The following is a 20,340-nucleotide window of genomic DNA, read 5'->3' as shown; positions in this document are numbered from 1 at the left end:
GCCGGGAATCCCAATGTCATTAATTTACTTACAGGGTTACCCTGAAAACATCCTCGAACAAGTGCAGACTTTAATCGAACATCAGCGATTAGGTGCCTTTTTGCAGGAACGCTATCCCGATACCCATAATATCGTTAGCGATCGCGCGCTTTATGATTACACCCAAAAACTGAAAAACCGTTACATGCGCAGCGCACCGCCGGTAAGCAAAGTGATTTGGGATAATAAAATCAAGGTGATGAAGCATGCGTTGGGTTTGCATACTGCGATTTCACGCGTGCAAGGTGGCAACCTGAAAGCCAAAGCCGAGATTCGTATCTCGACTTTCTTCCGCCTCGCGCCAGAACCGTTTTTGCGCATGATCGTGGTGCACGAACTGGCGCATCTGAAAGAAAAAGATCACGACAAAGCGTTCTATCAACTCTGCTGCCACATGGAACCGGATTACCATCAACTGGAATTTGACGCTCGCCTGTGGATGACCGATCAGGCGATGCGCGGCAACGCGGCTTAAAGAAACTCCTGCGCTTTTTGGATCAGACTGGTTTTCGTCAGCGCGCCCATAAAACGGCGCTCTTGCGGATTATTCAGCACCGGCAAACGCTCCAGCGTCACGCGAGCAAACGCTTCCCAACCTTCACGCATACTTTGATTCTGGTAAATACAGGGAAAATCGTTGTCCATCACGCTGCTCACCGGCGAATGCAAGGTGATCTCCTCGGCCAGCACTTTGCGTGAGATATCGTGAATCGACACCACGCCGAGAAATTGCCCGGCACCGTTAATCACATAAACATAACGCTCACGTTTCAGTGAACTTACCGCCAGCGCTTGCCCCACCGACTCTTCCGGTTGTAACGCCGCGCCGGGAATGATCAACTGGTCGACGCGCATATTGTCGAAATCGTACTTAGCATCGGAACGACTGAAGTGATTGCTCACCACCGGATAAGTGCTGGTCGATTGCAGGCGATACACCACCATCGAGGCTAAAACCGAGGCGATCATTATTGGGAACAGCAGGCTGCTATTTAGCGTCATTTCTAACACCATCAACATCGCCATCAACGGCGCCTGGCTGACCGCCGCCAATACCGCCGCCATGCCAATCGCCGCGTACAGCAAAGTATTGCCAACCGGCAAATGAAGCATTACGCCAATTTGGGCCAACGCCACGCCGAGCAGTGCGCCGATCAATAATGAAGGTGTAAACAACCCGCCAACCGCGTTGGAGCCAACCGATAAGGTGGTCGCCAGCGTTTTCAACACCAGCAATCCCAGCAAGCCCATTAATAGATAGTGGCCTTCGATGATTTTGACGATCACTTCATAACCGTTGCCGAGAATATCGGTGGAGATCAGCGCCAAAAAGCCCACCGCTAAACCGCCAGCGCCGAGACGTAATGGCAGCGATTGCACGCGCGCAAACAACGCCTTGCTGCGCGCAATCAGTTTGATCAGCAGCCAGCCCGCCAATCCGGCGACAAAACCAATTACCATGGTCATCAGCAAACTACTGACATCCATCTGGAATAGCGCATCTGATAATGGATATAGCGCGCTGCGAAAACCCAGCGACCACATGGTCATCACTGCAACTGCCGATGCCACAATCAGCGGAATCAGCCGTTGCAGCGCCGAGATACCAAAGGCAATTTCCGCGACAAAAATCGCCGAAGCCAGCGGAGCGTGATACACCGATGAGAGTCCGGCAGCGGCAGCCATCGCCACCACATCGCTATTGCGCAGATTCAATGACGCTGGCAACCAGCGGCCAATCAAGCTGCCGCTGAGCGCCGAAAGCTGCACCATCGGCCCTTCTTTACCAATCGACGCACCGCTGCCGATACTGGCAATTGACGATAGCGCCCGGAACAGCGAAGTTTTGGTCGGCACCGCATCAAGACGCGCGTTGATCACTTCCAGATAATCGGTTTGCACCGTTTCCTGTTTTTCAATCGTCACCGCATAACACAGGAACCAGCCAGCCAGCAAACCGCCCGCGCCCACCAGCAGCGGCCAGAAAATCCACGGCCAAACGTGCATCGCCACGGTGATTTCGTTATCACTGTTGAACAACAGGCGGTTAATCACATCGATCACACCGCGAAAAGCCAGCGTGACCAGCGAATCCACACATCCAACGGGAATGGCGATCAGTAATGTGGTCCAGTTCAGAGCATGTTTACTTCCACTCACCCGCGCGTCCCCGATCAGTCGGTTAAAAAGTTGTGCGGCATCATCATATTGGAATGCGGATCTCAGGATCAAATTTCGCCTGCCAACCTGCCAAATGAACATGCTACTCTGCCGCTTTACTTTAGCAGGAGAGTAGCACGTGATTCGTTTCGCCATTGTGGGAACCAACTGGATTACCCGCCAGTTTATCGACGCCGCACATGAAACCGGCAAGATGAAACTCAGCGGAGTCTATTCACGCAATCAGCAGCAGGCCGACGCGTTTGTGGCGGATTATCCTTGCCAGCTGACCTTCACCTCATTGGATGAACTGGCCGCCAGCAGCGAGATCGATGCGGTTTACATCGCCAGCCCCAACGCATTGCACAGCGAGCAGGCAATTCTGTTTATGTCGCACGGCAAGCATGTGATTTGCGAAAAACCGATGGCTTCCAACTTGCGTGAAGCCGAAGCGATGATCGCCTGTGCGCGTCAGCATCAGGTCGTGCTGTTCGAAGCTTTTAAAACCGCCAGTTTGCCAACCTTCCTGCAACTGCAAAAAACCTTGCCGCAGTTGGGCAAGCTGCGCAAAGCCTTGATTAACTATTGCCAATATTCATCGCGTTATCAGCGTTATCTGGATGGCGAGAACCCGAATACCTTTAATCCGCGCTGGTCGAACGGTTCGATCATGGATATCGGCTTTTACTGCCTCGCCGCCGCCGTCACGTTGTGGGGCGCGCCGCAGCAGGTGCAAGCGCAAGCTTCACTGCTGGAAAGTGGCGTTGATGCACACGGCGTGGTGGTCTTGGGCTACGGCGATTTTGATGTCACTTTGTTGCACTCAAAAGTCAGCGACTCGCTGATCCCCAGTGAGATTCAGGGCGAAGCGGGATCATTGGTGATCGACAAGATCTCCGAATGCCAGCAACTGCGCTTTATTCCGCGCGGCGGCGAGAGCCAGAACCTGACGCAACCGCAGCACATCAACACTATGCTGTACGAAGCAGAAACCTTCGCCAGATTGGTGGAAGCCGGAGAAGTGGAGCATCCAGCGCTAGAAACGTCGCGCATTACCGCACAACTGCTAACAGAAATTCGTCGCCAGACCGGCGTGGTGTTCCCGGCGGATCAGGCAGAAGTGTAAATATTGCAAAACATTTCCAGTGCCCTCTTGCCAGCAACAATGGTCGTAAGTATCTTGAGCGCTGCAAAGGGGAGTAACTTCTACGCTGATTGATCGTCATTACGATGCGTTGCTAATGCATCCGGTCATCAGGCAACCCGGAATCTATTCTGAGTTGTAAGTGAGACCTTGCCGGAAGGCGAGGTTTGCTTGCAGCACGATCAAAGCGGCTGACGTCTTCTGACTCCAGCCGCTTTTTTATTTTCAGAACAGGAGACTACGATGCAATCAGTAGGCACACCGTTACTCTGGGGCAGCTTTGCTGTCGTTGTTGTCATCATGCTTGCCATCGACTTGTTATTACAGGGTCGGCGTGGCGCGCAAACCATGTCATTCAAACAAGCGGCTGTCTGGTCGCTGATTTGGGTATCCATTTCACTGCTGTTCAGCGCGGCGTTCTGGTGGTATCTCGACGGCACTGTTGGCCGTGAAGTGGCAACCGCACAAACCCTCGCCTTTCTCACCGGCTACGTTTTAGAAAAAGCGCTGGCGGTGGATAACGTCTTCGTCTGGCTGATGCTGTTTAGCTACTTTGCTATTCCAGCGCATCTGCAACGCCGGGTACTGATTTATGGCGTATTAGGCGCGATCGTGCTGCGAACCCTCATGATTTTCGCTGGCAGCTATTTGGTGACGCAGTTCAGTTGGATCCTTTACATCTTCGGTGCGTTCTTGCTGTTCACCGGCCTGAAAATGGCGCTGGCGAAGGAAGAAGATGGCAGCGCCGTCGGCGAAAAACCGGTGGTGCGTTGGCTGCGCAAACATCTGCGTATGACGGATGATCTGGATGGCGAAAAGTTTTTCACGCGCAAAAACGGCATATTATTTGCGACGCCGCTGTTGCTGGTGCTGATTATGGTGGAACTCAGCGACGTGATTTTCGCCGTTGATAGCATCCCGGCCATCTTCGCGGTGACCACCGATCCGTTCATTGTGCTGACCTCAAATCTGTTCGCGATTCTCGGCCTGCGTGCGATGTATTTCCTGTTGGCGAACGTGGCAGAGCGCTTCTCAATGTTGAAGTACGGATTGGCGATTGTGTTGGTGTTTATCGGCATCAAAATGCTGATCGTCGAGTTCTATCATATTCCGGTAGCGATCTCGTTAACGGTGGTGGGCGTGATTCTTGGCGGTACGCTGCTGATTAACGCGTGGGTTAACCATAGAAACGACCAAAAGAACATCTCACCATAATCTTCTACAGGGGCGCAAATCGCCCCTGCTTTATTTCGCCAGTAGCAAACTTTACCTTTTATATGTCTGTCACATTTCCCCTCATTAGCAGATCAAAAAACCGACCTGCCGCGCAAGCTCAGAATTATCTCTTTCATCATCAACTCTTTTCCTTATACTCCGCCGGGCAAACCGTTGGGCGTGGTGGAATTGCGCACAACACTCATGACCACAATAAAAAGACCTGTGATATGCAAAACAACTTTATTGGACGTCTGGGCGCGCTGTTCGCAGGAAGCCTGGTAAAACAAATTATGATCGGCCTGGTGGCTGGCGTGGCGCTAGCGTGGTTCTCACGCGATGCGGCATTAGCCGTTGGCTTGCTGGGTGAACTGTTCGTGCGCGCACTGAAAGCTGTCGCGCCGTTGCTGGTATTGGTGTTGGTGATCTCCTCGATTGCCAACCATCAGCAGGGACAAAAAACCAATATCCGCCCGATCATCATGCTCTATCTGCTCAGTACCTTCTTCGCCGCAGTCGTGGCAGTGATCTTCAGTCATTTGTTCCCACAAACGCTGTCGATGAACGTCGGTGCCACGCAGATCACGCCGCCGTCGGGCATCACCGAAGTGCTGCATGGCTTGTTGATGAGCATGGTGTCGAACCCAATTGAAGCGCTGATGAACGCTAACTACATCGGCATTTTGGTGTGGGCGCTGGGATTAGGTTTGGCGTTTCGTCATGCCAGCCCAAGCAGCAAAGCGTTTCTTAACGACGCGTCCAACGCTGCAACCTGGGTGGTACGCTGCGTGATTCGTTGTGCGCCAGTAGGGATTTTTGGTCTGGTGGCATCGATTTTGGCTTCAACCGGCTTCGATGCAATTTGGGAATACGCCAATCTGCTGGCGCTGTTGTTAGGTTGCATGCTGATTATGGCACTGGTGGTCAACCCCATGTTGGTGTTCCAGAAAATTCGCCGCAATCCTTATCCATTAGTGTTCACCTGCCTGCGTGAAAGTGGCGTTACTGCCTTCTTCACCCGCAGCTCAGCGGCCAATATTCCGGTCAATATGGCGCTGGCGAAACGCCTGAATCTGGATGAAGACACCTATTCCGTGTCGATTCCGCTCGGTGCCACCATCAGCATGGCGGGTGCGTCGATCACCATCACCGTGTTGACGCTGGCGGCGGTGCATACGCTGGGAATTTCTGTTGATGTGCCAACCGCGATTCTACTGAGTTTGGTGGCCTCGCTGTGTGCCTGTGGCGCATCCGGCGTGGCGGGCGGTTCGCTGCTGTTGATTCCGGTTGCCTGCAATATGTTTGGTATTCCAAATGATCTGGCGATGCAGGTAGTGGCGGTCGGCTTTATTATTGGCGTGCTGCAAGATTCCGCCGAGACTGCGCTGAATTCATCAACAGATATTCTGTTTACTGCGGCGGTATGCCAGGCAGAAGCCGAACGCGAACCGCGTCGTACGGTGTCAGAATCGGAATAATTGCCCAGGTCACCATGAATGGCGACCCTACAGATATGTGGCGAGATTTCGTAGGGTGCGCATTCATGCGCACCTGGTTTTAAAGCGTAACGCCGCTTTTAAAGATGGCTAACTCGCGGAAATCATTGGTTTCATTCCGTGCAGGTTGGCCATTCGCAATCGCCACAATCATATCGACAAAATCCGCCAACATCTCCGGCATGCTCATCCCTTCAATCAAACGCCCGGCATTGAAATCGATCCAGTGCGGTTTCTTCTCGGCTAACTGCGTATTGGTGGCAATCTTCACGGTCGGCACAAATCCGCCATACGGCGTGCCGCGTCCGGTGGTGAACAACACCATATGACAACCGGCGCCTGCCAGCGCGCTGGTTGCTACCGCATCGTTGCCCGGCGCACTGAGCAAATTCAGCCCCGGCGTGTGCAGGCGTTCACCATATTTCAGCACATCGACCACCTGACTTTGCCCAGCTTTCTGCGTGCAGCCGAGTGACTTCTCTTCCAGCGTGGTGATGCCGCCCGCTTTGTTGCCCGGCGAAGGGTTCTCGTAAATCGGCTGCTGATGATCGATAAAATAGCGCTTGAAATCGTTGATCATCGCCACGGTTTTCTCGAAGGTGGCTTCATCGCGACAGCGGCTCATCAAAATGCGTTCGGCACCAAACATTTCCGGCACTTCCGTCAATACCGTGGTGCCGCCGTTGGCGATCATTTGGTCGGAGAAACAACCAAGCATCGGATTCGCGGTGATGCCGGAGAAGCCATCCGAACCGCCGCATTCCAGACCGAACTTCAGCTCGCTGAGTTTGCCCGGCTGGCGCTGATCCTGACGCATCACCTGATAAAGTGCGTGCAAGCGTTCCAGCCCCGCTTCCACTTCATCATCCTGTTTTTGGCACTCCATAAACTGCACGCGATCGCTGTCGAAGCCGCCGAGCGTGTCGCGGAATACATCAACCTGATTATTCTCGCAGCCAAGACCAATCACCAATACCGCGCCCGCATTGGGATGGCGCACCATGTTTTGCAGCATGGTGCGAGTGTTTTCATGGTCCTGACCGAGTTGCGAGCAGCCAAACGGGTGGCTGAACAGGTGCACGCCATCAATCCCGGCAGCGTCATCGGTCTCTTTCATAAAGCGCGTGAGGATTTGTCGCGCGATACCGTTGACGCAACCCACGGTTGGCAAGATCCACAGCTCATTGCGAATGCCCACTTCGCCGCTGGCGCGACGATAAATCTGCACCTCGCGATCGCCGGCTTGCGGCGGCAGATCAAGAAAGTCAGGCTGATAATCGTATTCATCGACATCGCTGAGATTGGTGCGCGCGTTGCTGGAGTGAATGATCTCACCCGCTGCAATGGGCTGCGTGGCATGCGCAATCGGCAAACCGTACTTAATCACCAGCGCGTCGCTGGCTAACGGCTGCAAAGCAAACTTATGCCCGCGCCCAACCTCTTGCTGCAAGGTCACCGCGACGTCATCAATAACCACAGAACTGTTCGCCGCCAAATCGCGCAGCGCCACCGCAACGTTGTCGCGGGTATGAATTTTGATCGCATCTTGCATAGCGTTATCTCAGTTGTGTCAACGCCGTCCGCATCCCGTGGACGATGATGTTTTGCAGGTGTTGGCTTACCGCAGCCACTAATTCCGGCCGCTGAGTGAGATCTTCGCCCCAATGGTTGGCATCGCTGAGTACCGCGCGCACCAACTGTTCTGGCGTTTGTTGATCGCTGTTAACCGCCGGCCACAGCTCGGCAAAACGTTGTAGCCAGTGTTCATCGTCCTGCAACGGCCAGTGGCGATCGCCCTGCTCACCGCGATAAAACGCCAGCAAAGCCGCCAAGGCGAACGTCAGGCGCTCGGGCCATTTGCCGGTTTGCTGGTGTGACAAAAGCAGTTGTGGCAGCAAGCGAGTGCGGAATTTGGTCATGCCGTTGAGCGCAATCGACAGCAACGCATGCCGAATAAATGGATTACGGAAGCGGCGTTGCACTGCATCGGCGAAGGTGTGCAATTCCTCCCGAGGCAGATCCAATGTGGGAATCACCTCTTCGCGTAGCAACGCGTCAACAAAGCTGGCCATTTGCGTGTCATCCATCGCTTCGCCAACGCTGACTAATCCAGCCTGAAACGCAACCGGCACCAGCGCGGTGTGCGCGCCGTTGAGGATCGCCACTTTCTGCGCTTTGTAAGGCGTGATGTCATCGACCATCTTCACTTCAGGCGCCAGCGCGTGCAGCTTGAGTTCTTGCGCCAGCGCATCCGTCCCTTGAATCACAAACTGGTAATAGACTTCACCTGCCACTAAATAACGATCTTCGTAGCCTAATTGCGCGCTGATCGCAGAGCCGTCTTCGGGATAACCGGTGACAATACGATCCACCAGCGTGTTGTAAAACGCGCAATGATCCTGCACCCAGCGGGCGAATTCGGCTGGCAACTGCCAATGTTGGCTGTATTGCAATACCCGCGCTCGCAGCGTGTCGCCGTTGTTGTCGATAAGCTCACACGGCACCACCAACCAACCTTTATCGCTGGCGGCGGCAAAGTGGTTGAAGCGCGCCCACAACAGTTGCGTCAGCTTGCCGGGGAAGGACGATGCGGGGGCATCATCCAGTTGATCCTGCGGGTTAAAGACAATCCCGGCTTCGGTGGTGTTGGAAAACACAAACCGCATTTGCGGTGCGTGAGCGAGTGCGAGGAATGCATCAAACTGCTGATAAGGCTGGATTTCACGGTTAATCGTGCGAATTAGCCGGGTTTCGCTCACTCGCTCACCTGCCGCGTTGAGCCCGCGAATCAAGGTGGTATATAAACCATCTTGCTGATTGAGCGAATCATCAACCACGCGATTACGCGGTCGAACCACCACTACACCCGCATCGGTGGCTTGGTGTTGATTCAACCAATCAAGCTGCCAATCAATAAACGCGCGTAAAAAATTACCTTCGCCAAACTGAATGACGCGATCGGTGTAGTGCGCGCCGGGAAAATCATTCCGGTTCAACCGCTGCATACTCACTTCCTCAATTCCGTCGCTATCGAATAATAAAACAAAAGTTATCATACCAAATTTTAGAATTGACAGAATTGTTTGCGATGCAGTTCACAATAATGATGATTATATTGTGGGTAATAAGCAGTATTGAATTTTAAATTCATTAATAACAACATGATAAGTAAAACCCGCATTACTCACCTTTCGGTACGCAACTTCTTATCATGTATAACAACTCGTCCATTTCGCTCTTCTCATTATTTCCCTACAAAGCATTAGCAGGCGTTTCTTGCTTCCAGAGACGTACACGCCAATCCGTTTCCTCAAAGCCGCCAAAGTGGTATAACAACTCAACTTTTTTCACACAGTGGAGCGCGTGATGGACCTCAACGAATCCCGTCGCCTGTATCAACAACTCGCCAGCGATTTGAAACGCCGTATTGAAGCGGGCGATTACGCCGTTGGCGACAAACTGCCAGCCGAGCGCTTGATTGCGGAAGAGATGCAAGTCAGCCGCACCGTGGTACGTGAAGCGATCATCATGCTGGAAGTAGAAGGTTACGTGGAGGTGCGCAAAGGCTCTGGCATTCATGTGATCAGCAGTCAGCAGCAGAATCGCGTGGCGACGCCCAGCCAGCTTGAGTTCGCCCATTTCGGCCCATTTGAACTGTTACAAGCGCGGCAATTAATTGAGAGCAATGTGGCGGAGTTTGCTGCCACCCAAGTGACGCGCCAGGACATCGTGGCGTTGATGGCGATCCAGGAAAAAGCCCGCCAGGAAGATCATTCACGTGATTCCAGCTGGGATATGGAGTTTCACGTGCGCATTGCTCAGGCGACGCAAAACAGCGCACTGGCGGCGATTGTCGAGAAGATGTGGCTGCATCGACTGCACAATCCCTATTGGCTCAAACTGCACGAACACATTGATGCCAAAAACATCACCAGTTGGTGTGATGATCATGACCAGATTCTGAAAGCACTGATACGCAAAGATCCGGCCGCCAGTAAGTTGGCAATGTGGCAACATCTGGAAAATACTAAGCAGATGCTGTTCAATGCCACCACTGACGATTTTGAATTTAATGTGGATCGTTACATGTTTGCGGAAAATCCGGTCATCCTGCCGGAAGGCAGTGACCACCCACGCTGATCCTGCTTATTTTTCAGGCATTTTGCTGCTGAAAAAGTCAGTTAGTCTGCAATAGTGTCAGCTCATGTAAAGCTCCTTTGGACCATCCGCGTCTAAAGGTAAAACTCCTGTGGGCAGGCACTTTCCCCTGTCTGGATAACGTTATTTTTGTTACAGTTATCGCCCTTTTATTACCCTTTGCGACAGGGCTGTAAAAAGTCGCTGATTTAACAATCAATTCTGGAAGGACCCGGAAAATCCTGCTCAGGCTGCTTATCTAAAATGTATAACCAACGCCAGTCTGCGCCTAAGCCCCTCACGGGCACGTTTAACAATGATGTTCAGGAATGATTGATGGATATTTTGAAAGCATTGCTGCATGCCTTATGGCAGCAGGATTACGAAATGCTCTCCGACCCGACATTGGTTTGGGCCATTTACGGCGTGTTGTTCATGATCCTGTTTTTGGAAAATGGACTGCTGCCAGCCGCATTTCTGCCGGGCGACAGCTTACTGATTTTAGTTGGCGTGCTGATTGCCAAAGGCACCATGAGTTTCCCACTGACCATTTTGATTTTGACCACCGGCGCCAGCTTGGGCTGCTGGGTCAGTTACATTCAGGGCCGATGGCTGGGTAATACGCCCACCGTACAAAATTGGTTATCGCATCTGCCCGCACAATATCACCAACGCGCACACGCCCTGTTCCATCGCCACGGTTTATCAGCGCTGTTAATTGGCCGCTTTATCGCCTTCGTGCGCACCTTGCTGCCGACCATTGCTGGGCTGTCTGGCCTGAGCAACGCGCGTTTCCAGTTCTTTAACTGGATGAGCGGTTTCCTGTGGGTGGTGATCCTCACCGTGCTGGGCTTTGCATTAGGCAAGACGCCGATTTTCCGCCGTTACGAAGAAGAGCTAACGTTGGGACTGATGCTGTTGCCGCTGGTGTTGCTGGTGATTGGTTTGGTGGGCTCTCTTGTGGTGCTATGGCGCAAACGCCAGTCAAATCGCAAAGGGAATTCACAACCATGATCAAATTCAGCGGATTCCCAAGGCGCTATCTACCTTGGGCGTTGGGTGGTGCGTTGGCATTACTGGCGGTGTGTTTTATTCCGGCCATGATGCAGCATGAAACCGTGGTGCAAATCCGAGTTTCAAACAACAGCACTAATTTACCTGACGGTTTTTACCTTTATCAGCAACTTTCGGCGCAGGGCGTGCGTATCAAAAGCATTACGCCTTCTGGCGATGCGCTGGTGATTCATTTTGACAATGAAGAGCAAAGTATCGCCGCGCAGAAAGTATTGAAACGCCTGTTGCCACAAGGTTTTGTCGTGGCCGCTGGCCCGCAAGCGTCACAACAAAATTCTGATAGTAATCGCCCAACCTACAGCTAATCTTTGCCGCCTGCGCGATAAGCCAGGCGGCGAGTTAATCCTCGCTATCCCCGCGTCTTCTTTGAATTTTTTCGTCTGCTGACTATCCTTAGAGGTAGCGTAAGCCTAAGACATGCTGGGATGCCCTTTTGCCCGTGTATGGCAAGTCATCAACAATGGAAGGTCACAACCTGATGAAACATCAATTACTGCTAGGTGCTATTCTTTTCTCTCTTTCAGGTTCGCTTTTGGCAGCTGAATCCCTTTGCCAGCAAAAGGAGCAGGACATTCAGCGTGAAATTGATATGGCGAAACAGCACAACAACCAGCGCCGCGTCACCGGGCTGGAACGCGCGCTGACCGAAGTCCGCGCCGGCTGCACCGATGAGAAATTGAAATCTGCTCATAGCGAACGTATCGCGGCGCAAAAACACAAAATTGCTGAGCGCGAGCGTGAACTGAAGGAAGAGCGTCAGGATGGTGACAAAGACAAGATTGAGAAGCGCGAACGTAAGCTAGAAGAGGCGCAGCACGAGCTTAAAAAGCTTGAGACTGAATCTTATTAATCGGACTTAACTACATGCTGTAAAAGGAGATTTCCATGGCTAAAGAATCATCATCTGAACATCTGCGCGCTGAACTGAAAAATCTGGCGGATACCCTGGAAGAAGTGCTGAGCAGCTCAGCGGACAAATCCAAAACCGAACTCGACAAACTGCGCAGCAAAGCGCGTGGTGCAATCGAAAGCTCGCGTGAACGCCTCGGCGACTCCGGCGAACGTATCGCGCAAACCACGCGTGAAGCGGCGGAAAAAGCCGATGAATACGTGCGTGATAATCCATGGCACGGCGTAGGTATCGGTGCAGCGGTAGGCATTTTAATCGGCATTCTAATCTCACGGCGTTAATGATGAGTGATAGTCAGCAAAGCCACGGCCCCGGCAAAGGGGTCTTTAACATTGGTCAGCGCATCGTAACCACGCTGGTTAGCATGGTCGAAACCCGTGTTCGACTGGCGATTGTCGAGCTGGAAGAAGAGAAGGCGAACCTGATTCAGATGCTGATGATGGTTGGCCTGACCATGTTGTTTACCGCTTTCGGTTTGATGAGTTTGATGGTGCTGATCATCTGGGCGGTGGATGCGCAATATCGTCTGATGGCGATTGCCATCACCACTGGCGTGCTGTTTGCCTTAGCGCTGATCTTCGGACTGTGGACGTTACACAAATCGCGCCAATCAACGCTATTACGCCACACACGTAAAGAGCTGGATACCGATCGCAAATTGCTGGAGGAGCATCGCTCATGAGCCGCCGCGAACGTGAAGCGCGTATTCACGAACTGCTTAATCAGGTTCAGCAACAGCGGCTCGATCTCAGTGCTGGCCGCCGCGATTGGCTGGCGGGCACAGCGCAGTACGATCGTGGCTGGCTGACACTGATTGGCATGCGTCGTTATCTGGCGATTGGCAGCAGCGCTCTGGCGATTTGGTCGATTCGCAGCCCCAACCGTTTGCTGCGCTGGGCGAAGCGCGGTTTTGGCGCCTGGAGCACCTGGCGCATGATCAAATCCACGCTGGATACGCGATAAATCTCTCTATTAAAGGCCGGGCCGAAAAGGTTCGGTTTTACTCCATCAAAATCCCTGAACAACATTAACAGTTTATCTCGCTTACAACTCTTTCAGCCTGCGATTATCATCTCCCTCCATCAGCCCAATGAACTTATTTAAGCGGTTCAACGGGATTCAAACCCCGCAGGCCAACAACCTGCAACAAAAACCTTGTTGGAGTAGATGATGAAAAAATTCGAAGACTCAGGCCTGTTGGCAGCACGTATCTTAATGACCATTCTGTTTATTACTGCAGGCTGGGGCAAAATCACCGGTTACGCTGGCACCGCACAATACATGCAAGCCATGGGCGTTCCGGGCTTCTTCCTGCCGCTGGTTATCCTGTTGGAGTTTGGTGGCGGTCTGGCAATTCTGTTCGGTTTCCTGACGCGTTTCACCGCACTGTTCACCGCGGGCTTCACGCTGCTGACAGCATTCCTGTTCCACAGCAACTTCGCTGAAGGCGTTAACCAGCTGATGTTCATGAAAAACCTGTCCATCGCCGGTGGTTTCCTGGTGCTGGGTCTGGTTGGTCCAGGTGCTTACAGCATTGACCGTCTGATTCGCCAGCGCTTCCAGCCGGCAGCAGCACGCTAAACGCGGCAACACCACATATACTGATTGTCAGGGGCGGGGATTTTCCTCGCCCCATTTTTTTTATGGAGGGCTTATGGGACAGCTGATTGACGGTGTCTGGCACGACACTTGGTACGATACGAAGTCAACCGGTGGCCGCTTCAAACGCACTGAAGCCGTGTGGCGTAACTGGATCACCGCTGATGGCAGCGCTGGCCCAACCGGCAAAGCGGGTTTCGCCGCCGAACGCGATCGCTATCATCTGTATGTCTCACTCGCCTGCCCGTGGGCGCATCGCACTTTACTCATGCGCCAGTTGAAAGGGTTGGAAGAGATGATCTCCGTTTCGGTGGTGCATCCGCTGATGCTGGAAAACGGCTGGACCTTCGACATTGATTTCCCGGCCGCAACCGGCGATGCCTTGTATCAAAAAGAGTTCTTATACCAACTCTATCTGCATGCCGACGCGCAATATACCGGCCGCGTGACCGTGCCGGTGCTGTGGGACAAGCAGCAACAAACCATCGTCAGCAATGAATCCGCCGATATCATGCGTATGTTGAACAGCGCGTTCGATGCACAAGGTGCACGTGCTGGTGATTACTATCCCGCGGAACTGCGTGACAAGATTGATGAGGTGAATAGCTGGGTTTACGACACCGTGAACAACGGCGTGTACAAAAGCGGTTTCGCTACCTCACAGGCGGCTTACGACGAAGCGGTGACGGCGCTGTTCCATTCGTTAGCGCGACTTGAGCAGATTCTCGGCCAGCATCGTTATCTCACTGGCAATCAGCTGACCGAAGCCGATTTACGCCTGTGGACCACCTTGGTGCGCTTCGATCCGGTCTACGTCACCCACTTTAAGTGCGATCGCCACCGCATCAGTGATTTCCGCAATCTGAGCGGCTTCCTGCGCGACATTTACCAAATGCCGGGTATCGCCGATACGGTAAATCTGCCGCACATCCGCCATCACTATTATTGCAGCCATAAAACCATCAACCCCAGCGGCGTGATCTCGCTCGGCCCCGCTTTTGATTGGGATGAGCCACACGGCCGAGATTGATGGATGCATTCACCTCTCCACTCGAGAGGTGAATTATTTTAGGCAAATTTAATCAGTACCATGCCGGCCAGTAGCAATGCCACACCCAACCAGCCAACGCGGCTCAGCCGTTGTCCAAACAGAATCCAGCCCGCCGCCACCGTGGCGACTAAACCTAATCCGCCCCATAAAGCGTAAGCGACAGTCAGATCGATACCTTTTACCGCCTGTGCCAGTGCACTGAACGCCGCCAACACTGCCGCTAGCGATAGCACGCCAAACAACGGGCGGCGAAAACCGTTGGAGTATTTCAGGAAGATATTCGCGGCAATTTCCAGTACCACCGCCAGCACTAACCACGCAATGTGCAATCCGTTAAACGTTGCCATGACGCAGCTCCTTGCGGGTTAACGTGCCGGATTTAATCAACACAATGCCAAGCACTAATGTCAGCAAACCGGCAACTTTCGCCACGGAGAGGGTTTCATCGAACAATAGCACGCTAAACAGCGTAATAAACAGAATGCCGATACCTTCCCACATGGCATACGCCACGCCGAGCGCGATTCGTTTGATAGCAAAAGACAAGAGAATATAAGACAGCGCGATCATCACCAGCATAAAAATATAACCAGCGTTGCCGCCGTTGACGCTGGCCCATTTCATTGACACCGTGCCGATAATTTCCGCCACGATTGCCAGAGCTAATAAAATCCAATACAGCATGATTTCTCTCCTAACGAGAAATAAACGCCAGCCACGCGAAAAATAAGCGTGTTAGCCAATTAAATTAAAAATGTAGATAAGGAGAGAACGAGACTAAAGCGCGAAGCGCCAGTGCTGATCGCAGATAGAGCAGTTGGAGGTAAAGAGAGATGAGAATAGTGATGCTTTAAAGGGTGCGAACATTTTGTCCATAAAATTACAACTTATCCACGTTGTTGCTTCTCGTCAGTGTGGATTAAATTTGTCCTCAGTAGTTAAACACGCGCTTATTCTGGCACAGGCGAAATCTTGTTTTCTGGTATTTTCAATTCTTTACGTGCCGGGAATTTAATTAACCATGTGTTTACTGATGCCCTCAATATTAACTAATCGCTCGATCGGTCCCTTCTCCCGCCTGCGGGAGAAGGCTAGGATGAGGGCTAGCGTGCACCCAGCGACACAAAGTAAAACGCCCACAAGATTTCTCTTGCGGGCGTCTTTTTCGAAAAGTCGAAACTGACCGATAAGCCGGGTTCTGTCGTGGACAGTCATTCATCTAGGCCAGCAATCGCTCACTGGCTCAAGCAGCCTACCCGGGTTCAGTACGGGCCGTACCTAGTGAACCCCTATTTGGCCTTGCTCCGGGTGGAGTTTACCGTGCCACGAACTGTTGCCAGCCGCGCGGTGCGCTCTTACCGCACCCTTTCACCCTTACCTGATCCCATTACTGGGCCATCGGCGGTTTGCTCTCTGTTGCACTGGTCGTAGGCTTGCGCCCCCCAGGCGTTACCTGGCACCCTGCCCTATGGAGCCCGGACTTTCCTCCCCTTTGCCCGTCTCCCCCCGAAAGAGGACGACGACAAAGCGGCGACTGTCTGGTCAGCTTCGGCGCGGGATAATAGGCGATCCGCCGCCGTTTGTCACGCCTCTTGCTGCTCGAGCGCGTACTTATACAGAGCGTTCTTCTTAACGCCATGAATTTCTGCCGTTAGCGCAGCGGCTTTCTTTAATGGCAGCTCTTTTTGCAGCAGCGCCAGCGTGCGCAACGCTTCGGCAGGCAGGGCTTCTTCATCGGCTTTATGGCCTTCAACAATCAGCACCATTTCGCCTTTGCGGCGATTTTCATCCTCCAGCACCCACGCCAGCAGTTCGCCGACCGGTGCACCTTGAATCGATTCCCAGGTTTTGGTGATCTCACGCGCCAGCACCACATAACGATCGCCGCCCCACACGCTGACCATATCTTGCAAGCTATCGATCAGGCGATGCGTCGATTCATAGAAAATCAGCGTGCGCGGCTCCTCGCCAAGCGCGCGCAGCACATCGCAACGCCCTTTGCTTTTGGCCGGTAGAAATCCTTCGTAACAGAAACGATCGGACGGTAATCCCGCTGCGCTTAATGCTGTGATGGCCGCGCAAGCCCCCGGCAATGGCACCACGCGCACACCGGCTTCACGGCAGCGACGCACCAGATGGTAGCCCGGATCGTTGATTAATGGCGTGCCCGCATCGGAGACCAGCGCGATGCTCTGGCCCTCTTGCAGCTTGGCTAACAGCACTTCGGCTTTCTGCTGTTCGTTGTGGTCGTGTAATGCGAAGAGTCGCGCATTGATGGCGAAATGTTGTAGCAACAGCCCGGTATGACGTGTATCTTCCGCTGCGACGAGATCGACGCTGGCGAGCACCGTTAACGCTCGTTGCGTAATATCACCCAGGTTACCGATCGGGGTAGGAACGATATAGAGCGTGCTGGCAGAAATCTCTGCCCGATCGAGTTGTTTCATTGTTTCATCCGAATTGCCGATTTAATATTGAGCATCTTGAAAAAAACATCACTGGATACAGTATGCTTCCTTCAAAAGTCGTACGTCATAAAGCAGGACGCTTAGTACCTGTTCTTCTTGCTGGGCTGATTTTAGCCGCTTGTAGTGGTCAGGGACCGCAACAAACCTCCAACGTCAATATTCAGGGTCCTGCGACGGGTCGATCTGACTATTATCTGCAACAGGTGCAGCAAAGCAGCGATGATAGCAAGACCGACTGGCAATTACTTGCCATCCGTGCCCTGTTGAAGGAAGGAAAGTATCCGCAGGCCGCAAATCAGATCTCGCAACTGCCGCAACAACTCTCCGATGTGCAACAGCAAGAACTGCTGCTGCTGCGGGCGCAGATGCAGATTGGTCAGCAAGATTACAACGGCGCGCAACAGTTACTCAGCCAGGTGAAAACCGGCGGACTGTCGCAGGATCAGCAGGTACGCTTCTATGCACTGCAAATCGCGGCGGCGCAGAATCGCCCTTCACTCGCCCTTTTGCGTGCCTATATTGCGCAGGAACCGCTGCTGAAAGGTGCCGATCACCAAACCAATATCGATGCCACCTGGCAAGCGCTGACGCAAATGACCACCGATCAGGTCAACAGTCTGGTGATCAATGCCGATGAAAACACGCTGCAAGGCTGGCTGGATCTGCTCAACACCTGGCGCGCTAACAGCCAGGATCCACAAATGCTGAAAGCGGCGATTCAGGATTGGCAAACGCGCTATCCGCAGAATCCGGGCGCGAAAACGCTGCCAACCCAACTCAGCCAAGTGCAGAACTTCACCAAAGCCTCCACCAATACCATCGCCCTGCTGCTGCCGCTGAACGGCCAGGCGCAAGTGTTTGCCAACGCGATTCAGAAAGGTTTTAACGATGCGCGTAATGGCGTGTTGAGTGCGCCAGCGCCGCAACCCGCGCCTGCGGCCGCTCCAGCGGATGCCAACGCGCAACCCGCCGCTGACGCCAATGCCAATACCGATGCCAACAGTGTGGTGAGTCCAGCCGTTGCGGGCAACACGCCGCAGCAACCTGAGCAACCGCAGCCAGCCGCGCAGCCTGCTGCCGCACAAGCCGACAGCAATGCGCAGGTGAAGGTGTATGACACCAGCAGCCAGCCGATTGCCCAGGTGATGCAGCAAGCACAGCAGGATGGCGCCACCATTGTGGTTGGCCCGTTACTGAAGAATGATGTTGAGACGGTGGCTAACAGCAATACCGCGCTCAACGTGCTGGCGCTCAACGAGCCAGAACAGATCCAGAACCATCCGAATATTTGTTACTTTGCGCTTTCTCCTGAAGACGAAGCGCGCGATGCCGCGCACCATATCTACGATCAAGGCAAGCGCCAGCCATTATTGTTGGTGCCGCGTAGCAGCTATGGCGATCGCATCAGCAAAGCCTTTGCGCAAGAGTGGCAAAAACTGGGCGGCTCAACCGTGCTGCAACAGCGTTTTGGTGGCGTTGCGGAGTTGAAGCAAGGCATCAACAGCGGTGCCGGTATCGCATTGAGCGGTACGCCGCTGAATGTCGCGCCGGATCAAGCACAGAACGTGGCGATTGCCGGTCTGACAATTCCCGCGCCGCAAACCAGCGCGCCAGCTCCAGCGGCTGATGCCAGTAGCGGCAGCGTCGATTCGGTTTACATCGTTGCTAGCCAGGATGAGTTGCAGCTGATCAAGCCGATGATTGCGATGCGCACCAGCAGCCGCAACAACACTGCGCTGTATGCCAGTTCGCGCAGCGCGCAGGCCGGTGCCGGTCCGGACTTCCGTCTGGAAATGGATGGTCTGCAATTCAGTGATATTCCGCTGCTCTCCGGCAGCAATCCGGGCCTGATGCAGCAGGCGGCGAAGTCGTTTAACAACGATTACTCGCTGGTTCGCCTCTACGCGATGGGCATTGATGCCTGGACGCTGGCGAATCATTTTAACCAGATGCGTCAGGTGCCTGGCTTTGCCATTGATGGCAACACCGGCAAGTTAAACGCCGACGCGGATTGCGTGATCAACAGGAAGTTGGCATGGAACCAGTATCGTCAAGGACAGATCGTTCCGGTGCAGTAAACCGCCAGCGCATCGGCGCTGAGCAGGAACAACTGGCGCGCCGCTATCTGGAGCACGCCGGGCTGCGCTGGTTCGCCAGCAACGTGCGTTGTCGCAGCGGTGAAATTGACCTGATCATGCGCGACGCCGATTGCTGGGTATTTGTAGAAGTGCGCTATCGTCGCGATGCGCGTTTTGGCGGTGCCGCCGCCAGCGTGACGCGACAGAAACAACAAAAGCTGTTACGTGCTGCAGCAATTTGGCTGTTAGCACGTGGCGGCAGTTTTGATACGGTGAATTGCCGATTTGACATCATTGCCATTACCGGGTGTGAGCTGGAGTGGCTACCCGATGCCTTTAATGCCGATGGATAGAACCAGGTGGTCTTGTGCAGGACAGAATTAAAGCGTGTTTTACCGAAAGTATTCAGACGCAAATCGCCGCAGCCGAAGCGCTGCCAGATGCGATTTCGCGCGCCGCGATGACGCTGGTGCAATCGCTGCTGAACGGTAACAAAATCCTCAGCTGCGGAAACGGCGCTTCATCGGCCAATGCCCAACATTTTGCCGCCAGCATGATTAACCGTTTTGAGACCGAGCGTCCAAGCCTGCCGGCGCTGGCGCTGAGTGCCGATAATGTGATGCTGACGGCGATTGGCAACGATCGTCTGCATGATGAAATTTATGCCAAGCAGGTTCGAGCGCTTGGTCAGGCTGGCGATGTACTGCTGGCCATTTCCACCCGTGGCAACACCCGCGATATCGTCAAAGCGGTTGAAGCTGCGGTTACCCGCGATATGACCATCGTTGCGCTCACCGGCCATGACGGCGGCGAGCTGGCGGGCCTGTTGGGTCCGCATGATGTGGAAATTCGCATTCCATCACATCGCAGTGCACGCATTCAGGAGATGCATATGCTGACGCTGAATTGCCTGTGTGATTTGATTGATAACACTTTATTCCCACACCAGGAATGACTGAAGGAGCTCAA

22 protein-coding genes and 1 other RNA gene are annotated in these 20,340 nt (G+C 53.5%); 16 read left to right on the top strand and 7 right to left on the bottom strand.

Features of this window, described 5'->3' with window-relative positions; translation table 11 throughout:
- The first annotated feature begins 13 nt into the window (after positions 1–13).
- On the top strand, positions 14–514 hold the full coding sequence (locus ACPUC7_RS05230; protein WP_343550679.1) for a M48 family metallopeptidase: 501 nt from the start codon (positions 14–16) through the stop codon (positions 512–514).
- Here the strand turns inward: ACPUC7_RS05230 and ACPUC7_RS05225 are convergent.
- Positions 511–2,199: a chloride channel protein gene (locus ACPUC7_RS05225; protein ID WP_494922015.1), complete on the bottom strand. Its 1,689-nt coding sequence runs from the start codon at positions 2,197–2,199 to the stop codon at positions 511–513. The two genes, ACPUC7_RS05230 and ACPUC7_RS05225, sit on opposite strands and share 4 nt — an antisense overlap.
- Positions 2,200–2,338: 139 nt before the next feature.
- Between ACPUC7_RS05225 and ACPUC7_RS05220 the strand changes: the two genes are divergently transcribed.
- The 3 genes from ACPUC7_RS05220 (at position 2,339) to sstT (ending at position 6,036) form a co-directional block, all read left to right on the top strand.
- A complete protein-coding gene (locus tag ACPUC7_RS05220) occupies positions 2,339–3,325 on the top strand; it encodes a Gfo/Idh/MocA family protein (RefSeq protein ID WP_494922014.1) in 987 nt (328 codons plus the stop codon).
- Positions 3,326–3,586: 261 nt separating this feature from the next.
- Positions 3,587–4,558, top strand: a complete 972-nt coding sequence (locus ACPUC7_RS05215) for a TerC family protein (protein WP_494922013.1) — start codon at positions 3,587–3,589, stop codon at positions 4,556–4,558.
- A gap of 230 nt (positions 4,559–4,788) precedes the next feature.
- The gene (sstT, locus tag ACPUC7_RS05210) at positions 4,789–6,036 is read left to right on the top strand and encodes a serine/threonine transporter SstT (RefSeq protein WP_494922012.1); all 1,248 of its coding nucleotides are present in this window, start codon (positions 4,789–4,791) and stop codon (positions 6,034–6,036) included.
- Between the two features lie 79 nt (positions 6,037–6,115).
- On the opposite strand, the gene ACPUC7_RS05205 is transcribed toward sstT, so the two are convergent.
- Positions 6,116–7,606: a UxaA family hydrolase gene (locus tag ACPUC7_RS05205; RefSeq protein ID WP_343550674.1), complete on the bottom strand. Its 1,491-nt coding sequence runs from the start codon at positions 7,604–7,606 to the stop codon at positions 6,116–6,118.
- Between the two features lie 4 nt (positions 7,607–7,610).
- On the bottom strand, positions 7,611–9,059 hold the full coding sequence (locus ACPUC7_RS05200; RefSeq protein WP_494922011.1) for a tagaturonate reductase: 1,449 nt from the start codon (positions 9,057–9,059) through the stop codon (positions 7,611–7,613).
- Positions 9,060–9,420: 361 nt separating this feature from the next.
- Between ACPUC7_RS05200 and exuR the strand changes: the two genes are divergently transcribed.
- From exuR to ACPUC7_RS05155, 9 genes are all read left to right on the top strand, one after another.
- Positions 9,421–10,194 carry a transcriptional regulator ExuR gene (exuR, locus tag ACPUC7_RS05195; RefSeq protein ID WP_494922010.1) on the top strand — a complete coding sequence of 258 codons (774 nt, stop codon included), beginning with the start codon at positions 9,421–9,423 and terminating at the stop codon, positions 10,192–10,194.
- A 333-nt stretch (positions 10,195–10,527) separates the two neighbouring features.
- Positions 10,528–11,205 carry a DedA family protein gene (locus ACPUC7_RS05190; protein WP_343550671.1) on the top strand — a complete coding sequence of 226 codons (678 nt, stop codon included), beginning with the start codon at positions 10,528–10,530 and terminating at the stop codon, positions 11,203–11,205.
- Complete coding sequence (mzrA, locus tag ACPUC7_RS05185; RefSeq protein WP_494922009.1) at positions 11,202–11,570, top strand: EnvZ/OmpR regulon moderator MzrA; 369 nt, start codon at positions 11,202–11,204, stop codon at positions 11,568–11,570. Before ACPUC7_RS05190 ends, mzrA begins: the two co-directional genes overlap by 4 nt.
- 173 nt (positions 11,571–11,743) lie before the next feature.
- Positions 11,744–12,115, top strand: a complete 372-nt coding sequence (locus ACPUC7_RS05180; RefSeq protein ID WP_494922008.1) for a DUF1090 domain-containing protein — start codon at positions 11,744–11,746, stop codon at positions 12,113–12,115.
- A 35-nt stretch (positions 12,116–12,150) separates the two neighbouring features.
- Positions 12,151–12,456 (top strand): ElaB/YgaM/YqjD family protein, encoded by a 306-nt coding sequence (locus ACPUC7_RS05175; protein ID WP_343550668.1) that lies wholly within the window; start codon positions 12,151–12,153, stop codon positions 12,454–12,456.
- A 2-nt stretch (positions 12,457–12,458) separates the two neighbouring features.
- Complete coding sequence (locus ACPUC7_RS05170) at positions 12,459–12,857, top strand: phage holin family protein (protein ID WP_343550667.1); 399 nt, start codon at positions 12,459–12,461, stop codon at positions 12,855–12,857.
- Positions 12,854–13,138, top strand: coding sequence for a YqjK-like family protein (locus tag ACPUC7_RS05165; RefSeq protein WP_494922007.1), 285 nt, complete (start codon positions 12,854–12,856; stop codon positions 13,136–13,138). Before ACPUC7_RS05170 ends, ACPUC7_RS05165 begins: the two co-directional genes overlap by 4 nt.
- Before the next feature lie 207 nt (positions 13,139–13,345).
- Complete coding sequence (locus tag ACPUC7_RS05160; protein ID WP_343550665.1) at positions 13,346–13,756, top strand: DoxX family protein; 411 nt, start codon at positions 13,346–13,348, stop codon at positions 13,754–13,756.
- Positions 13,757–13,829: 73 nt separating this feature from the next.
- Positions 13,830–14,804, top strand: coding sequence for a glutathione S-transferase family protein (locus tag ACPUC7_RS05155; RefSeq protein ID WP_494922006.1), 975 nt, complete (start codon positions 13,830–13,832; stop codon positions 14,802–14,804).
- Between the two features lie 38 nt (positions 14,805–14,842).
- Here the strand turns inward: ACPUC7_RS05155 and mdtI are convergent, their stop codons facing one another.
- From mdtI to rsmI, 4 genes are all read right to left on the bottom strand, one after another.
- Positions 14,843–15,172, bottom strand: coding sequence for a multidrug/spermidine efflux SMR transporter subunit MdtI (mdtI, locus tag ACPUC7_RS05150; protein ID WP_494922005.1), 330 nt, complete (start codon positions 15,170–15,172; stop codon positions 14,843–14,845).
- Entirely contained in the window at positions 15,159–15,509 is a 351-nt protein-coding gene (gene mdtJ, locus ACPUC7_RS05145; protein WP_494922004.1) for a multidrug/spermidine efflux SMR transporter subunit MdtJ, read from the bottom strand. The genes mdtI and mdtJ overlap by 14 nt, the downstream gene beginning before the upstream one ends.
- A 487-nt stretch (positions 15,510–15,996) precedes the next feature.
- Positions 15,997–16,375, bottom strand: an RNA gene (gene rnpB / locus ACPUC7_RS05140) — RNase P RNA component class A.
- Positions 16,376–16,408: 33 nt separating this feature from the next.
- The gene (gene rsmI, locus ACPUC7_RS05135; protein WP_494922003.1) at positions 16,409–17,272 is read right to left on the bottom strand and encodes a 16S rRNA (cytidine(1402)-2'-O)-methyltransferase; all 864 of its coding nucleotides are present in this window, start codon (positions 17,270–17,272) and stop codon (positions 16,409–16,411) included.
- Between the two features lie 62 nt (positions 17,273–17,334).
- Between rsmI and ACPUC7_RS05130 the strand changes: the two genes are divergently transcribed.
- Genes ACPUC7_RS05130 through diaA form a run of 3 tightly spaced genes read left to right on the top strand, consistent with a single transcriptional unit; the run spans position 17,335 to position 20,326 of the window.
- A complete protein-coding gene (locus ACPUC7_RS05130) occupies positions 17,335–19,371 on the top strand; it encodes a penicillin-binding protein activator (protein ID WP_494922002.1) in 2,037 nt (678 codons plus the stop codon).
- Complete coding sequence (locus ACPUC7_RS05125; protein ID WP_494922001.1) at positions 19,329–19,724, top strand: YraN family protein; 396 nt, start codon at positions 19,329–19,331, stop codon at positions 19,722–19,724. Before ACPUC7_RS05130 ends, ACPUC7_RS05125 begins: the two co-directional genes overlap by 43 nt.
- A 14-nt stretch (positions 19,725–19,738) precedes the next feature.
- Positions 19,739–20,326, top strand: coding sequence for a DnaA initiator-associating protein DiaA (diaA, locus tag ACPUC7_RS05120; protein ID WP_007890352.1), 588 nt, complete (start codon positions 19,739–19,741; stop codon positions 20,324–20,326).
- The last annotated feature ends 14 nt before the right edge of the window (positions 20,327–20,340 follow it).

It is taken from the genome of Pantoea sp. CFCC18179, assembly GCF_059412405.1.
Note: the sequence above shows the minus strand (reverse complement) of the source record. Positions and strands in the feature narration are given on the sequence as shown.

Bases quoted from the DNA above. Each gene is read 5' to 3' on its own strand.
- ACPUC7_RS05230 (WP_343550679.1), top strand. From the start codon at position 14: ATGTCATTAATTTACTTACAGGGTTACCCTGAAAACATCCTCGAACAA.
- ACPUC7_RS05215 (WP_494922013.1), top strand. From the start codon at position 3,587: ATGCAATCAGTAGGCACACCGTTACTCTGGGGCAGCTTTGCTGTCGTT.
- sstT (WP_494922012.1), top strand. From the start codon at position 4,789: ATGCAAAACAACTTTATTGGACGTCTGGGCGCGCTGTTCGCAGGAAGC.
- ACPUC7_RS05205 (WP_343550674.1), bottom strand. From the start codon at position 7,606: ATGCAAGATGCGATCAAAATTCATACCCGCGACAACGTTGCGGTGGCG.
- ACPUC7_RS05200 (WP_494922011.1), bottom strand. From the start codon at position 9,059: ATGCAGCGGTTGAACCGGAATGATTTTCCCGGCGCGCACTACACCGAT.
- exuR (WP_494922010.1), top strand. From the start codon at position 9,421: ATGGACCTCAACGAATCCCGTCGCCTGTATCAACAACTCGCCAGCGAT.
- ACPUC7_RS05190 (WP_343550671.1), top strand. From the start codon at position 10,528: ATGGATATTTTGAAAGCATTGCTGCATGCCTTATGGCAGCAGGATTAC.
- mzrA (WP_494922009.1), top strand. From the start codon at position 11,202: ATGATCAAATTCAGCGGATTCCCAAGGCGCTATCTACCTTGGGCGTTG.
- ACPUC7_RS05180 (WP_494922008.1), top strand. From the start codon at position 11,744: ATGAAACATCAATTACTGCTAGGTGCTATTCTTTTCTCTCTTTCAGGT.
- ACPUC7_RS05175 (WP_343550668.1), top strand. From the start codon at position 12,151: ATGGCTAAAGAATCATCATCTGAACATCTGCGCGCTGAACTGAAAAAT.
- ACPUC7_RS05170 (WP_343550667.1), top strand. From the start codon at position 12,459: ATGAGTGATAGTCAGCAAAGCCACGGCCCCGGCAAAGGGGTCTTTAAC.
- ACPUC7_RS05165 (WP_494922007.1), top strand. From the start codon at position 12,854: ATGAGCCGCCGCGAACGTGAAGCGCGTATTCACGAACTGCTTAATCAG.
- ACPUC7_RS05160 (WP_343550665.1), top strand. From the start codon at position 13,346: ATGAAAAAATTCGAAGACTCAGGCCTGTTGGCAGCACGTATCTTAATG.
- ACPUC7_RS05155 (WP_494922006.1), top strand. From the start codon at position 13,830: ATGGGACAGCTGATTGACGGTGTCTGGCACGACACTTGGTACGATACG.
- mdtI (WP_494922005.1), bottom strand. From the start codon at position 15,172: ATGGCAACGTTTAACGGATTGCACATTGCGTGGTTAGTGCTGGCGGTG.
- mdtJ (WP_494922004.1), bottom strand. From the start codon at position 15,509: ATGCTGTATTGGATTTTATTAGCTCTGGCAATCGTGGCGGAAATTATC.
- rsmI (WP_494922003.1), bottom strand. From the start codon at position 17,272: ATGAAACAACTCGATCGGGCAGAGATTTCTGCCAGCACGCTCTATATC.
- ACPUC7_RS05130 (WP_494922002.1), top strand. From the start codon at position 17,335: ATGCTTCCTTCAAAAGTCGTACGTCATAAAGCAGGACGCTTAGTACCT.
- ACPUC7_RS05125 (WP_494922001.1), top strand. From the start codon at position 19,329: ATGGAACCAGTATCGTCAAGGACAGATCGTTCCGGTGCAGTAAACCGC.